Genomic DNA, 13900 nt, shown 5'->3' with positions numbered 1-13900 from the left:
GCCCGCTGCGACCGGCTCCCCCGCGCCGGCCGCGGCCCCCGCCCCAGCCCACGTGGGCTGAGCGCCCAAGCCCGCCCACATGGGCTGAGTCCTCAGGCAGCGAGCTTCGATCGAGAACTGCAGGAACACCAACCCCAGCGCCGTCCGCCCGGGAAGCTTGATCGGGCGTCGTGTCGGGTATCAGCGCCTTGTGGTTGAAAACATCGCTGATCGGGAACGCCTGCTGGCGGCAGCCCTGGCCCGCCGGAGCCGGGCGCACTGGATACTTGCCGGCGTCGTCGCCTTTCTCGCCGTGGCGGGGGCCCTCATCGGGCTGCTCGCCGCGGGCCGCGGGATGGCCGGGCGGGATGTGCTGCTTGCCACGGCGCCGCTCGCATTCTTCGCTCTTGTTGCCGCCGCGCTGATACCGATCGTCCGGCGGCGGGATCTGCAGGAGCCCGCCCTGGTCAGCGGGGCCGACAAGGCGACCCAGCGCGCGGTTCAAGCCGCCCTGCGCACCGGCAGCAGCCCTGACGCCCGCATCGACGCCTTGACCCGCGATTCGGCCGGGAAGACGTTGCGCGACTCAGCTCAGCTGCGCCTTTTCATCGTCGTGGCAGGGGTGGAACTCGTTGGCGCCACCTTGCAGATCATTGGAGGCGCCGGCCCGGGGAGTCTGGTGTCAGCCTTGTGCCTGCTCCTGGTCGCCGGCCTGCTCATCACGACGAACGTGCTCACGCACCGGCGAAGCAGTCGCTACCTCGGCCGCGGTTGAGGCGAGCACCTTGCGGACCTCGTCGGCCAGCCGTCGTTCGAACTTGGGAAAGGTCCCCGGAGCGGTCCCCGTCCAGCATGGTGAGCGCCACAGCGCGTCGACACCGAGCCGGATCAGCTCGTCCGAGCCGTGCGGGTTGCCGCAGGCGGCGTCGAACTCAACCAGCCGGATGCGCCGGAGCACGCTGGCAGTATCCACTTCGCCATTCTGCACAGCGCTTCTGTGGGGCTGACCCGCATACGAAAGCGGCCCGGACAATCCCGGGCCGCGCCGAACAGAAACCGGACAGTGAGCGGAGCTATCGCGCCATGCTGCGGCGCGACATGGAGCGCCACAGGTCGTTGCTGGGGCGCATCTGCTCAAGCAGCTCGCGCTCCCACTCGTTCTCCACTTCGACGCCGGCCTTCTCACAGGCCTTGCGGGCCACGTCCGTACCGGGGGCGAACTGGTCCGTCCACTCTCCGTCCTGACCGACCAGGACGATGCGGGCGCCGCGCTTGCCGACGTACTCGATGACCGCCTTGGCGCCGCCGTGACCGGTGGCGAAAGACTTGATGCCCGCGGTCAGTGTCGTATCGGAACCTTCTGCCATGACCGCCAGACTAGGCACGGATTAAGCCGGGGCAAGTACTTCCAGTGCGATTTTGTGATGGCAATTACCTGCGGGTTTACGCTCACCAGCCATTGGTATCGTCCTATTAAGTCCGAATTGTTCGGCGTTACGCTTTCCGTCGATCGAGTGACCGTACGTCACCGTTTTGAGGGGGCGAAACGGGCAGGGGTGACGACTGAGGTGACCGTTGCTACGCAACGTGCAACGGCTCAGAGGAGCGCGTCGACCGCTACCGCGATGAACAGGATCGTCAGGTAGGTGATCGACCAGTGGAACAGCCGCATGGCCTTCAGCGGCTCACCACGCCGGGACCGGCCGACCAGGCGCAGCGCCTCGATCAGGAACAGTGCGCCTGCCACGACGGCGGTGATGCCGTAGACAAGGCCGAACCCGAGTGGCCACGCCACCAGCGACGACGCGATCGTCAGCACGGTGAACAACAGAATTTCGGTGTTCACCCGGCGAGCCGAGCGGACCACGGGCAGCATGGGAATGCCCGCGCGGGCGTAGTCGTCCTTGTACTTGATGGCGAGCGGATAGAAGTGCGGCATCTGCCAAAAGAAGACAACTGCAAAAAGCGCCCAGGCAATCGGGCCGACCTCACCGGTAACGGCCGCCCAGGCAATGAGCACCGGGGCGGCGCCGCAGATGCCGCCCCAGAAAGTGTTCTGCGAGGTGCGTCGCTTGAGCCAAATCGTGTAGACGACGTCGTAGTAGAAGATGGACGCCGCGGTCATCGCCGTGGCCAGCCAGTTGGTGAAGGCCGCCATCAGGGCGAGCGAGATCACCGTCAGGATGGTGCCGAAGATCAGCACGGCGCGCGGAGTGACGGTGTGCGACGGCAGCGGGCGGCGCTTGGTGCGGCGCATGAGCTGGTCGATGTCGCGGTCGATGTAGCAGTTGAACGTGCTCGCCGCGCCCGCGGCGAGGGCGCCGCCGACCAGCACGACCGCGATCAGGCCGAGATCCGGCCAGCCGCCCGCGGCGAACATCATCGCGGGGATGGTGGTCACCAGCAGCAGCTCAACGATCTGCGGCTTGGTCAGCGACAGGTACGCCGCGAAGATGGCCCGCGCGTCGCGGCGAGGTGCGGCATCCGGCTCCGGCGACCGCTCCTGGGCGAGGCGCTCGGTGATCATGCTCACGGACAGCCACCTTCCGGCATCGGCGAGAGGTATTTCTGTACACCGTTGCCGGTGGAACCGGGCGGCACGTTGGGACAGCCTACGCGCAGCGTGGGCAGGGCTTCGGACGGCCCGGGGCCAGGTGCGGGCCGGCACGCGGCCCGCCCCTGGATGTCCGCTCTCAGCGTATGGGCCTGCACCGTTCCGCCGACGGGGGTTTACGGGGAATGGATAGGGTCAACTCAAAAGGGATCCGACTTCATGCTCGAGGAGCACAAACGACGTGGCCAACGACGAATTCAACTGGACCGACCTCGACCGTCGCGCGGTCGACACCGTACGGGTCCTGGCGATGGATGCCGTGGAGAAGGCCGGGAACGGCCACCCCGGCACGGCCATGAGCCTGGCGCCCGCCGCGTACCTGCTGTTCAACAAGGTGATGCGGCACGACCCCACGGACCCGCTGTGGGCCGGCCGGGACCGTTTCGTGCTCTCGTGTGGCCACTCCAGCCTCACCCTGTACATCCAGCTCTACCTCAACGGCTTCGGCTTGGCGCTGGACGACCTGGCCGCGCTGCGCCAGTGGGACTCGCTGACCCCCGGTCACCCGGAGTTCGGGCACACCCCCGGTGTCGAGATCACCACCGGCCCGCTGGGCCAGGGCATCGGCAACGCGGTCGGCATGGCGATGGCCACCCGCCGCGAGCGCGGCCTGTTCGACCCCTCGACCGAGGGTGACTCGCTGTTCGACAGGCACATCTACGCGCTGTGCTCGGACGGCGACATCGAAGAGGGCGTCAGCCACGAGTCGAGTGCCGTGGCCGCGGTGCAGAAGCTCGGCAACCTCACGGTGATCTACGACGACAACGAGATCTCCATCGAGGACGACACCCGCATCGCCAAGAACGAGGATGTCGGCGCGCGCTACGCGGCGTACGGCTGGCACGTCCAGACCGTCGACTGGCGCAAGGGCGACCCGGAAAAGGGCGAGTACAACGAGGACGTCCCGGCGCTGTGGGAGGCCATCCAGGCCGCCAAGGCGGTCACGGACAAGCCGTCGTTCATCGTGCTGCGCACGATCATCGGCTACCCGGCCCCGAACAAGCAGAACACCGGTAAGATCCACGGCTCCGCGCTCGGCGCCGACGAGGTCAAGGCCACCAAGGAAATCCTGGGCTTCGACCCCAACAAGTCGTTCGAGGTCGCCGAGGACGTGCTCACCCACGCCCGCTCGGTCGTGGAGCGCGGCAAGGCGGCGCACGCCGAATGGGACAAGGCGTTCGAGGGCTGGTCGGCCAGCAACCCCGACAGCAAGGCGCTCTTCCAGCGGCTCAGCGCCCGTCGGCTGCCCGAGGGCTGGATCTCGGCGCTGCCGGAGTTCCCGGCCGATGAGAAGGGCGTGGCCACCCGCGCCGCGTCCGGCAAGGTGCTCGACGCGCTCGCGCCGGTGCTGCCGGAGCTGTGGGGCGGCTCGGCCGACCTCGCGGAGAGCAACAACACCACGATGAAGGGCGAGCTGTCCTTCATCCCGGCCGAGTACGCGACCAAGGCCTTCCCGGGTCACGAGTACGGACGCACGCTGCACTTCGGCATCCGTGAGCACGGCATGGGCTCGATCCTCAACGGCATCACCGCGCACGGCGCCACCCGCCCGTACGGCGGCACGTTCCTGGTCTTCAGCGACTACATGCGTGGCGCCGTCCGGCTGTCCGCGCTGATGAAGCTGCCGGTCGTCTACGTGTGGACGCACGACTCCATCGGCCTGGGCGAGGACGGCCCGACGCACCAGCCGATCGAGACCCTGACAGCGCTGCGCGCGATCGTCGGGCTCGACGTGGTCCGCCCGGCCGACGCCAACGAGACCGCGTACGCGTGGCGTGGCGCGCTGGAGCACAACGACCGCCCGACCGCCCTGGCGCTGTCGCGGCAAAACCTGCCCACCGTCGACCGCAGCAAGTACGCGTCGGCCGAGGGCACGCTCAAGGGTGGCTACATCCTGTCCGAGGCGTCCACCGGCGAGCCCAAGGTGATCCTCATCGGCACCGGCTCGGAAGTGCAGCACTGCCTGGTCGCCCAGGAGCGCCTCGAGGCCGAGGGCACGCCCACCCGGGTCGTGTCGATGCCGTGCCAGGAGTGGTTCTTCGAGCAGGACACCGCCTACCAGCAGAAGGTGCTCCCGCACGGCGTGAAGGCGCGCGTCTCGGTCGAGGCCGGCATCCGGATGAGCTGGGACCGCCTGATCGGTGACGCCGGCGAGGCCGTGAGCATCGAGCACTACGGCGCCAGCGCCCCCGCGAAGATCCTCTTCGAGCAGTTCGGGTTCACCGCGGACAACGTGGTGGCCAAGGCCAACGCCGCCCTGGCCAAGGTCGGCGAGATCACCGGTCACACGACCGGCAACTGAGGAGTAGCAAGATGACTGACAGGCTGGCAGAGCTCTCCGCGCAGGGTGTGGCGGTATGGCTCGACGACCTTTCCCGGGTCCGGCTGCAGACCGGCTCCCTCGCCAAGATGCTCACCGAGCAGCACGTGGCCGGCGTGACCACCAACCCGAGCATCTTCGCCAAGGCGCTCGCCGACGCCACCGCGTATGACGAGCAGCTCAAGGACCTCGCCGCGCAGGGCGTCACGGTGGAGGAGGCCATCCGGCTGCTCACCTCGTACGACGTGCGCTGGGCGGCCGACGTGCTGCGCCCGCAGTACGACGAGTCGGCCGGTGTCGACGGCCGGGTGTCCATCGAGGTGGACCCGCGCAGCGCGCACGACACGGCGAAGACGGCCGCCGAGGCCCGCACGCTGTGGTGGCTGGTGAACCGCGAGAACCTCTACATCAAGATCCCGGCCACCGAGGCGGGTCTGCCGGCGATCACCGAGACGCTGGCCCACGGCATCAGCGTGAACGTGACGCTGATCTTCTCGCTCGAGCGCTACAAGGCCGTCATGGACGCCTTCTTCGCCGGTATCGAGCAGGCCAAGGAGAACGGCCACGACCTCAGCAAGATCGGGTCGGTCGCCTCGTTCTTCGTCTCGCGCGTGGACTCCGAGATCGACAAGCGCCTCGACAAGATCGGTTCGGACGAGGCCAAGGGGCTCAAGGGCAAGGCCGCCGTTGCGAACGCGCAGTTGGCCTACCAGGCGTACGAGGAGAAGTTCTCCTCCGACCGTTGGAAGGCCCTGGAGTCCGCCGGTGCCAAGCCGCAGCGCCCACTGTGGGCGTCCACCGGCACCAAGAACCCGGACTACAAGGACACGATCTACGTCGAGGAACTGATTGCCCCCGGCACGGTCAACACCATGCCGGAGTCGGTCATCAAGGCGTACGCGGACCACGGCGAGACCCGGGGCGACACCGTCACCGGCTCGTACGCCACGGCCCAGAAGGTGATGGATGACGTCGCCGCCGCCGGGGTCGACCTGACCGAGGTGTTCAAGGTGCTCGAGGACGAGGGCGTCGAGAAGTTCGAGGCCAGCTGGGCCGAGCTGCTCGAGGACGTCAGGAAGTCCCTCGAAGCCGCGGGTAAGGGCTCGGACAACCCGAGCGACGCCGCGAAGTGACCACTGACCTGCTCGCGGCCGGGGAAACCGCCGCCGGGCTCGCCGTTCACGGCGCGCCCGCGACGGCCCCGCGCCGCGAGCAGGTCCCGGCCGCGCCCCAACCTGCCCGGCGAGTCAAGGACGACCTGCTGCGCTGCCGGGAGTTGCTCCCCCGGATCGCCGAGCTGCACGAGGAGATCGGCGACCTCACCGATGTGGTCCTCGCCGGTCCCGCTGCGGCCGCGCACGCGATCACCGCCACGATCACCGTGCTGGACGGCCCGGATCCGAGCGACGTGCTGAGCCTGGTCCGCGATCCCGGCCTGCTGCGCCGCACTGTCACGGTGCTGGGCGCCGGGTCGGATGACGTGCATCGGGTGCGGCTGCGGACGTACCGGCAAATGGGTTTGACCGAAGCCGAAGCCGACCGTCATTTCGTCTCCGACGCTCTCATCCAGGCCGCCGGCCTGCAGGCTTGGATCGTGCTCGCGCTGGCCGCCGTGGACGTCGCTGAGCTGCTGGAACAGGCCGAGATGTTTGCCGCCGACCCGCATCCGGCGCACTCGCTGGGCTTCGCATTGGCCGGCGCTGACGGCGTCGCCCTCATTCCCGGCGGGGCGGGTCTCGACACTCTCGGTGAGTTGGTCGCCGCCGTTCTGCGCGGCACCCCGGCTCGCCCGCACCGCACATCCCCTGGAAGCGAAGAGATCTTCACCACTGACGACGCCGATGATCTGCCGGGTGTCCTGCGTGACTTCACCGCCAACGTCCATGATCATCTGTCTGTCGTGGTGCTCACCGACCCCGCCACCCTCGCCACCCTGACGCCGCTGCAACCGATCCTGGCCGCCGCGACGGGCCAGCCGGTCACCCTGGAGCGCTGCGCCGATCACACGGGTGACCTGCGGTCCGGCGCAATGCTGCAGATCACCGCGGAGGCCGGCGACGACGTGGCGGTGCCGCAACGGGCATCCACGCTGGGCGACCGGCGGGCCGCCCGCGCCGGGGCAGCCCGGCAAACCGTTACCGAATACGGACGGCCGCTGCTGCGGCTGCACCTCACCGACCGGGCCGCGGGGGCACAGCGACTGATCAGGGCGGCACAAATGTTGCGGGCCTGACCCTTGGCTGTAACCCTTCGGGACGACAAAAAGCTGGCAGGATGGGACACGTGGGTAATCCGCTGCGCACAGCACAGGACCGACGGCTGCCCAGGATCCCGGAGCCGTGCGCTCTGGTGATCTTCGGCGTCACCGGTGACCTGTCGCGAAAGAAACTGATTCCGGCCGTCTACGACCTCGCGAACCGAGGTCTGTTGCCACCTGGCTTCGTCGTTCTGGGCTTCGCCCGGCGCGACTGGGGCGACGGTGACTTCGAGTCACTGGCCTACGCGGCCGCCAAGAAGGGCGCGCGCACGCCGTGGCGTGAGGACGTCTGGCAGCGACTCGCAAGCCAGTTCCAGTTCGTCCCCGGCTCGTTCGACGACGACACCGCGTTCGACACGCTGGCCAGCACGCTGGACGAGCTGCGCGAACGCAACGGCATCGCCGGCAACGCCGCGTTCTACTTCTCCATCCCGCCTGCCGCGTTCCCACTGGTGCTCAACCAGCTGAACCGCACCGGGATGGCGGACAACGCGAAGTCCGGGGGCTGGCGCCGGGTGGTGGTCGAGAAGCCGTTCGGCAACGACCTGCCCTCCGCCAAGGCGCTCAACCAGTTGGTCGACGAGGTGTTCACGCCCCAGGACGTGTTCCGCATCGACCACTACCTGGGCAAGGAGACGGTCCAGAACATCCTGGCCCTGCGCTTCGCCAACAGCCTGTTCGAGCCGGTGTGGAACTCCAAGTACGTCGACTCGGTGCAGATCACCATGGCCGAGGATGTCGGCATCGGCACCCGGGCCGCGTTCTACGACGCCTCCGGTGCGGCCCGCGACGTGCTGCAGAACCATCTGCTGCAGCTGCTCGCGCTGGTCGGCATGGAAGAGCCGACGAGCTTCCACCCCAATGACGTACGGGCGGAGAAGCTCAAGGTCCTCAAGGCCATCGCGATCCCCCAGAACATCGCCGAGGGTTCGGTACGAGGTCAGTACCTGCCCGGCTGGGTGGCCGGAGAACGCGCCGTGGGATACCTGGAGGAGAAGGACATCCCGGCGGACTCCACCACGGAGACCTACGTGGCCGTACGCCTGGGCATCCAGAACCGCCGCTGGGCGGGCGTACCGTTCTATGTGCGCGTGGGCAAGCGCATGCCGCGCCGGGTGACCGAGATCGCGATCATGTTCAAGCGCGCCCCGCACCTGCCGTTCGACCCGGCCGATGTGGAGATGCTGGGCAACAACCAGCTGGTCATCCGGGTGCAGCCGGACGAGGGCGTGGTGCTCAAGTTCGGCTCCAAGGTGCCCGGCACCACCATGGAGGTCCGCGACATCGCGATGGACTTCCAGTACGGCGAGGCGTTCACCGAGTCCAGCCCCGAGGCGTACGAACGGCTCGTGCTCGACGTCCTGGTCGGCGACCGGACCCTGTTCCCGGACGCCGCCGAGATCGAGCAGAGCTGGCAGGTCATCGACCCGCTTGAGGAAGCCTGGACGGGCACCAAGCCCGAGCCCTACCGAGCGGGTGAGTGGGGTCCGCGCGCAGCGGACGAGATGCTGGCCCGCGAGGGCCGTGCTTGGAGGCGAGCATGATCGGCTTGTGGGACACCACCGGCAACGAGGTGGTCAAGGCCCTCGCGGCCGAACGGCGCAGCGCGGGCGGTGTGGCCTCCGGTCTCGCCCTCACCCTGGTCGCGGTCGTCGAGGAGAAGCAGGTCCGCGAGGCCGAGGCGGCGGCCACCATCGCAGCGTCGGCCCACCCGTGCCGCCTGCTCATCGTGGTCCGCTCGGACCTCGAGGGCCGCAGCCGCCTGGACGCCGAGATCGTCGTGGGCGGCCGGCTGGGCCCGGCCGAGGCCGTCGTGATGCGCATGTACGGCCGCCTCGCGCTGCACGCCGAGTCGGTGGTCATGCCGCTGCTGGCCCCCGACGTCCCGGTGGTCACCTGGTGGCACAGCGCCCCGCCGGACGTCATCGCCAACGACTTCCTGGGCGTGGTCGCCGACCGCCGCATCACCGACAGCAAGCTCGCCGCCGACCCGGTCGCCGCCCTCAGGCAGCGCGCCATCGACTACGCGCCGGGCGACACCGACCTGACGTGGACCCGCATCACGCTCTGGCGCACCCTGGTCGCGGGCGCGTTCGACACCACCGAGGAGCGCGTCACCGGCGCGACGGTGGTGGCCCCGGCCGACGATCCGACCGCGGCGCTGATGGTGGGCTGGCTCAAGTCGCGCCTCGGCATCGAGCCGGTCTGGGAGAAGACCGACCGAGCCCCGCGCATGCACTCGGTCGAGCTCCAATGCGCCAACGGCGACTGCGTCTCGGTCACGCGCGAAGAAGGCACAGCCCTTTTCAGCCGTACGGGCCAGGAGCCGCGCTACATGCCGCTACCCAAGCGCCCGGTCGGCGACGAGCTGGCCGAGGAACTACGCCGCCTCGACCCCGACCAGATCTACGGCGAGGCGCTGGGAGCCATGGCCAACCTGCCGGACCTGGACGCCAAGGCCCCCATGCGCGTTCACGTGTGGAAGGACCCGGCGCTGGCCGCACGAGCGGGCGACGACGCGGCGATGGCCGGGCCGGGCGGCTCGGCGGCCTGAACGGCTGGCGGGTCGCTTTGCTGCGCGGGCAGGGGCGGGCGGCTTGGCTGTCTGCGCACATTTAAGATCAAGGGGGCCGTTCCTTCGGGAGCGGCCCCGTTTTTTTAAGCGAAGGGGGTCCCATGAGCGAGACCGTTGTGGTGATGGTTCCCGATGCCGACATTCTGGCGTCCTCGGTGGCTGCCCGCCTGGTCACGAAGATCATTGACGCGCAGGCGGTCCGCGGGCAGGCCGACGTGGTGCTGACCGGGGGCCGGGTGGCCGCAAAGGTGCTGCGCGCGGTTCAGGAGCTGCCGGCATCCGGCGCCATCAACTGGGCGCGCGTCGACCTGTGGTGGGGTGACGAGCGCTTCCTGCCCGCCGGTGACCCGGACCGCAACGAGACCCAGGCCCGCGAGGCCCTGCTCGACGCGCTCCCCCTCGACCCGGCGCGCGTGCACGCCATGCCGGCCTCGGACGGCCCGGACGGCGACGACGCGGCAGCCGCGGCGGCCCGCTACGCCCAGACGCTGGCCGCGGGCAGCGGCCGTTTCGACGTGCTGATGCTGGGCGTGGGCGAGGACGGCCATGTGGCGTCGCTGTTCCCCCAGCACCCCGATGCCACGGGCACAGCGGCGGCCATTGCGGTGCACAACAGCCCCAAACCCCCGCCCACGCGCATCTCACTGTCGATGCCGGCGATCCAATCGGCGGACGAGGTGTGGCTGGTGGCGGCCGGGCCGGACAAGGCGGAGTCGGTGGGCGCCGCGCTGGGCGGTGACCAGGATCTGCCGGCCGCCCGAGCCGCCGGGACGCTCCGGACGCTCTGGCTGCTCGACACGGCCGCCGCAGCCAAACGCTGATCACCCTCCCCGAGCCGCCGCCCACCCCCGGGCGGCGGCTACCGGACCACGGCCGAAACCGGGGCCCGCAGCCAGGTCCGTGCACGAGCGGCCCGGGATGTTCCGCGGGGGTCAGCCACGGCGGGCGATCTGTCAGGGCAGATCGATGACCTGCACGCTCACCGCGATCGTGTCGCCGGGGTTGACCTGCTGCGCCGCACGGATCGCTCGCTTGACCGGGAGCACATAACTTTCTCGCGCACCGTCCGGAAAGATCGACGTTCGCCAGATGCTGGTGCCGATTGTGGCCTCGACGCGCAGTGATCCGAAGCCGCGGCTGAGCCCGGCGGCCCGGTCGCGGATCTCCGCTGCGGCGTCTGCCGGGAGGCTGACGAACGTCCAGGTGTCCGCGCGCCGGGCAGCCCAGATCCACAACTCGGCTTCGAAGTCGATGATCACCGACCGATTATGGCGGCAGGTGGCCCGGCCGTTGGGGCCGGCAGCTCACCCGACCGGGGGTTGTCCAGATCAAGGATGGTGATCGATGTATTAATGGCGCATTCACGGGTAGCCCGCCGCATCCGGATGGGTCCAGACTAGGGCCCTGAGCACGCACGCGAGCCTGGGGAGGCGTACCGATGCGGCGATCAGCATTAATCGTGGGGGGCGGTATCACGGGGCTCACCCATGCGATTGCCGCACGGCAGAAGGGTTTTGACGCCGAGATCATCGAACGACGGCCGGGCGGCGACAGCACCGGTGGTGGTCTGCTGCTCACCGGGCCGGCCGTTCGCGCGTTACGAGCTGTTGGCCTGGCCGCCCAGTGCATCGCTGAGGGTTATCCGCTCTTTCGCACCTTGAACTGCGACGCCAGGGGTGAACTGCGCAACATCATGGCGTTGCCCAGCGTGCTCGGTCCTGGGCAACCGACCGATGTGGGCATCTCCCGCACCACCCTGCACCGCATTCTGTGCGATCGAGCCATCGAGCTGGACTCGGTGCTCCGGACCGGACTGTCCATCGAGGATGTTGAGGACGCCGGCGACAGTACCGGCCGGATCCGCGTACGTCTCACCGACGGCACAGTGCGCACCGTCGACTATCTGGTCGCTGCGGACGGCGTGCACTCGAGCACCCGGACCAAGCTGGGGCTGACCGTCGAACCGTGGTACCTGGGCCAGGTGGTGTGGCGGGCAGTGGTGAAGCGGCCATCGTGGGCGTCGGACCCACACACGTTCTCCGGCCCCACCTACACCACCGGGCTGACCCCCATCTCGTCCGATGAAGCCTATGTGTTTCTGACGGAAAACCTTGACGAGCCCGAGAAGGTGCTGCCTGACGAGCGGGTGGAGCGCCTGCAAGACCTCCTCGCGCCGTTCGGTGGCCGGTTCGCCGAAGTGCGTTCCGGCATTGTGCAACCCGAGCAGATCGTCCGCATTCCCGTCCATACGGTGTTCGTGGATGGGCCATGGCATGCCGGGCGTGGGGTGCTGGCCGGGGACGCCGCGCATGCCCCGGCACCGCATTTGAACAGTGGGGCCGCGCTGGCCATGGAAGACGCGGTGGTTCTGGCCGATGAGCTCTCCACCTATGAAGATGTCGAAACAGCCCTCCTCGCTTACAGCAAACGCCGCCTGAACCGGGCCCGCGCCCTGGTGGCGACCTCGGTGCAGGCGATCCTCAGCGAGCAGGCAGGCCGCCACGACGAACTCAACCGGCTGCAACGGCAAGGGCACGGCGACATGGCCGCGCCGATCTGACACCGGTCGGGTCGCACACCTGGAAACGGGCGTTGTCAGCGGCGCGACGAAATCTGCTGCACGCCCCAGGCGTTGCCGTCCGGATCGGCGAAGAAGACGAAGCCGACATTGTCCAGCGGGTCGGGCGCCGGGGACGGGTTCTCGCCCAGGACCTGGATGTCGGAGACCTCGACGCCGCGCTCGACGAGTTCGGCATGGGCAACTTTGATGTCTGGAACGACCAGTTGCAGGCCCTTGAGGGAGCCGGGCGGCATCTCCGGTACGGCGCCCTTGCCGATCACGATTGAGCAGCCCGAGCCGGGCGGGGTGAGCTGCACGATGCGTACGTCGTCGTTGACCACGGTGTCGTGGTCCAGGTGGAAGCCGAGCTTGGTGGAGTAGAACTCCTTGGCCCGGTCGATGTCAGAGACCGGTACGACCACTACTTCCAGGGTCCAGTTCATCCGCTCATGGTGCCATCCGGAGTCGCCTGCGGGGCCGCAGTCCGGCCCCTTCCTGCTGCAGGGGACGGCGGCGTGGTGCCGGCTGGTTCGGTCACTGCGGGCTCTCTCGCCACGGGTGGCGTCGTAGCCGTGGACGCGGTCGGCGACGCCGGGCTCGTGGCGGTGCCGGTGGAGAAGGCGCTGGGCGTGGAAGGCCCCCTCGGGGAGCTGCTGGGCGCGGGCGTTTCGAAGACCGGGGCGCTGGGTGACGGGCTGGCCGGAGCGGGGACGACGGGGGTGGAGGGCTGCTGCGGACGTACCGGATGATGGGTGAGCGTCACCACCACCGCCAGCGCAACCACCGCCAGGGTCGCGCCCGCCAGCGTGAGCCACCCCCACGGCCGGCGGGCCGGACGCAGCGTGGGCGGCATGGCCGGGCGTAGTTGCTCGGTCGTTACCTGCATCGCGCGGGTGGCGAGGGCCATCCGCAGCCTGTTCTCGATGGTGCTCATCGCCGCTCCCCCAGCAGGCCACGCAGAATGGTCAGGGCACGGTTCGCGGTCGATTTGACCGTGCCGCGCGACACCTTCAGCGTCTCGGCTATTTCTTGCTCGGACAGGCCTGACCAGTAGCGCAACACCATCACCTGACGTTGCCGCGCGGTCAGCCGGGCCAGCGCGTCGAGCACTTCGCGGTCCTCACGTCCGAGCACTTCTTCCTCGGCCGCAGGGACCACTCGGGGTGGCGGCGGCACATAGGCCCGGGCGGTGCGGCGCCGGCGGAGGGCCGAACGGGCGGCGTTCATCACGCCCGAGGTCAGATAAGCGTCAGGATCGGCAACGGTACGAAGCCAAGCGCCATGTTTGCGATACAACGCAGCGAACACATCCTGCACGATGTCCTCGGCGGTGGCCAGATCATCGACCATGAGCACCGCCAGGCGAACCAGGCTCAGTCGGCGCGCGTGATACAGCTCGTTGATCGCGGGCGGCCCGGTGTCGACGGGGCCGGCCGTGTCACAGCTACGCGTACGGCTGCCGGACACGACCGAGCGCAGCCACCGCCATGGTGGCAGCCGCAGAACCCCTGTGACGTGCATCAACGCGACGGTACCGGGGCCGGGGTCCCGGGCTTCGCCGGGGCGGCCGTGGCCGGTTTCGAGGGGGCGGGGGT

At 69.0% G+C, this 13900-nt stretch carries 14 protein-coding genes; 8 read left to right on the top strand and 6 right to left on the bottom strand.

The genetic code is table 11. From position 1 onward, the window contains the following. Nucleotides 1-190 precede the first annotated feature (190 nt). Nucleotides 191-754, top strand: coding sequence for a hypothetical protein (locus tag TFC3_RS09870; RefSeq protein WP_067498468.1), 564 nt, complete (start codon nucleotides 191-193; stop codon nucleotides 752-754). 298 nt (nucleotides 755-1052) lie between these two features. Here TFC3_RS09870 and TFC3_RS09865 read toward each other — a convergent pair whose 3' ends face one another. Both TFC3_RS09865 and TFC3_RS09860 read right to left on the bottom strand, forming a co-directional pair. After that, nucleotides 1053-1346: a hypothetical protein gene (locus TFC3_RS09865; RefSeq protein WP_067498465.1), complete on the bottom strand. Its 294-nt coding sequence runs from the start codon at nucleotides 1344-1346 to the stop codon at nucleotides 1053-1055. 230 nt (nucleotides 1347-1576) lie between these two features. Further along, a complete protein-coding gene (locus TFC3_RS09860; protein WP_236718380.1) occupies nucleotides 1577-2506 on the bottom strand; it encodes a heme o synthase in 930 nt (309 codons plus the stop codon). A gap of 337 nt (nucleotides 2507-2843) precedes the next feature. Between TFC3_RS09860 and tkt the strand changes: the two genes are divergently transcribed. The 6 genes from tkt (at nucleotide 2844) to pgl (ending at nucleotide 10566) form a co-directional block, all read left to right on the top strand. Then, nucleotides 2844-4895: a transketolase gene (gene tkt / locus TFC3_RS09855; protein ID WP_236718379.1), complete on the top strand. Its 2052-nt coding sequence runs from the start codon at nucleotides 2844-2846 to the stop codon at nucleotides 4893-4895. A gap of 11 nt (nucleotides 4896-4906) precedes the next feature. Continuing rightward, a complete protein-coding gene (gene tal, locus TFC3_RS09850; RefSeq protein WP_067498456.1) occupies nucleotides 4907-6046 on the top strand; it encodes a transaldolase in 1140 nt (379 codons plus the stop codon). Beyond that, nucleotides 6043-7146, top strand: coding sequence for a hypothetical protein (locus tag TFC3_RS09845; protein WP_067498453.1), 1104 nt, complete (start codon nucleotides 6043-6045; stop codon nucleotides 7144-7146). The genes tal and TFC3_RS09845 overlap by 4 nt, the downstream gene beginning before the upstream one ends. A 50-nt stretch (nucleotides 7147-7196) precedes the next feature. Continuing rightward, the gene (gene zwf, locus TFC3_RS09840) at nucleotides 7197-8714 is read left to right on the top strand and encodes a glucose-6-phosphate dehydrogenase (protein WP_173745312.1); all 1518 of its coding nucleotides are present in this window, start codon (nucleotides 7197-7199) and stop codon (nucleotides 8712-8714) included. Further along, nucleotides 8711-9724, top strand: coding sequence for a glucose-6-phosphate dehydrogenase assembly protein OpcA (locus tag TFC3_RS09835; RefSeq protein ID WP_067498447.1), 1014 nt, complete (start codon nucleotides 8711-8713; stop codon nucleotides 9722-9724). The genes zwf and TFC3_RS09835 overlap by 4 nt, the downstream gene beginning before the upstream one ends. Before the next feature lie 122 nt (nucleotides 9725-9846). Beyond that, nucleotides 9847-10566 (top strand): 6-phosphogluconolactonase, encoded by a 720-nt coding sequence (pgl, locus tag TFC3_RS09830; RefSeq protein ID WP_067498444.1) that lies wholly within the window; start codon nucleotides 9847-9849, stop codon nucleotides 10564-10566. Nucleotides 10567-10698: 132 nt separating this feature from the next. On the opposite strand, the gene TFC3_RS09825 is transcribed toward pgl, so the two are convergent. Then, nucleotides 10699-11004, bottom strand: a complete 306-nt coding sequence (locus TFC3_RS09825) for a DUF1905 domain-containing protein (RefSeq protein ID WP_067498441.1) — start codon at nucleotides 11002-11004, stop codon at nucleotides 10699-10701. 200 nt (nucleotides 11005-11204) lie between these two features. Between TFC3_RS09825 and TFC3_RS09820 the strand changes: the two genes are divergently transcribed. Beyond that, nucleotides 11205-12305 (top strand): FAD-dependent monooxygenase, encoded by a 1101-nt coding sequence (locus TFC3_RS09820; RefSeq protein ID WP_161952560.1) that lies wholly within the window; start codon nucleotides 11205-11207, stop codon nucleotides 12303-12305. A gap of 35 nt (nucleotides 12306-12340) precedes the next feature. Here TFC3_RS09820 and TFC3_RS09815 read toward each other — a convergent pair whose 3' ends face one another. From TFC3_RS09815 to TFC3_RS09805, 3 genes are all read right to left on the bottom strand, one after another. After that, complete coding sequence (locus tag TFC3_RS09815; protein ID WP_067498437.1) at nucleotides 12341-12748, bottom strand: VOC family protein; 408 nt, start codon at nucleotides 12746-12748, stop codon at nucleotides 12341-12343. Continuing rightward, a complete protein-coding gene (locus TFC3_RS36890; RefSeq protein WP_153040163.1) occupies nucleotides 12745-13239 on the bottom strand; it encodes a hypothetical protein in 495 nt (164 codons plus the stop codon). The genes TFC3_RS09815 and TFC3_RS36890 overlap by 4 nt, the downstream gene beginning before the upstream one ends. After that, the coding region (locus TFC3_RS09805) for an RNA polymerase sigma factor (protein ID WP_369819598.1) at nucleotides 13236-13900 on the bottom strand (665 nt) is incomplete at its 5' end. The genes TFC3_RS09805 and TFC3_RS36890, both read right to left, overlap by 4 nt.

This window comes from Actinoplanes sp. TFC3, assembly GCF_001553785.1.
GTDB lineage: Bacteria > Actinomycetota > Actinomycetes > Mycobacteriales > Micromonosporaceae > Actinoplanes.
The sequence above is the reverse complement of the archived record's forward strand: the minus strand, read 5'-3'. Positions and strand labels throughout refer to the sequence as shown.

What these genes read in the sequence shown, in the direction of transcription:
- TFC3_RS09865 (WP_067498465.1), bottom strand. Translation starts at nt 1,346, where the DNA reads ATGGCAGAAGGTTCCGATACGACACTGACCGCGGGCATCAAGTCTTTC.
- TFC3_RS09860 (WP_236718380.1), bottom strand. Translation starts at nt 2,506, where the DNA reads ATGATCACCGAGCGCCTCGCCCAGGAGCGGTCGCCGGAGCCGGATGCC.
- tkt (WP_236718379.1), top strand. Translation starts at nt 2,844, where the DNA reads ATGGATGCCGTGGAGAAGGCCGGGAACGGCCACCCCGGCACGGCCATG.
- tal (WP_067498456.1), top strand. Translation starts at nt 4,907, where the DNA reads ATGACTGACAGGCTGGCAGAGCTCTCCGCGCAGGGTGTGGCGGTATGG.
- TFC3_RS09835 (WP_067498447.1), top strand. Translation starts at nt 8,711, where the DNA reads ATGATCGGCTTGTGGGACACCACCGGCAACGAGGTGGTCAAGGCCCTC.
- pgl (WP_067498444.1), top strand. Translation starts at nt 9,847, where the DNA reads ATGAGCGAGACCGTTGTGGTGATGGTTCCCGATGCCGACATTCTGGCG.
- TFC3_RS09815 (WP_067498437.1), bottom strand. Translation starts at nt 12,748, where the DNA reads ATGAACTGGACCCTGGAAGTAGTGGTCGTACCGGTCTCTGACATCGAC.
- TFC3_RS36890 (WP_153040163.1), bottom strand. Translation starts at nt 13,239, where the DNA reads ATGAGCACCATCGAGAACAGGCTGCGGATGGCCCTCGCCACCCGCGCG.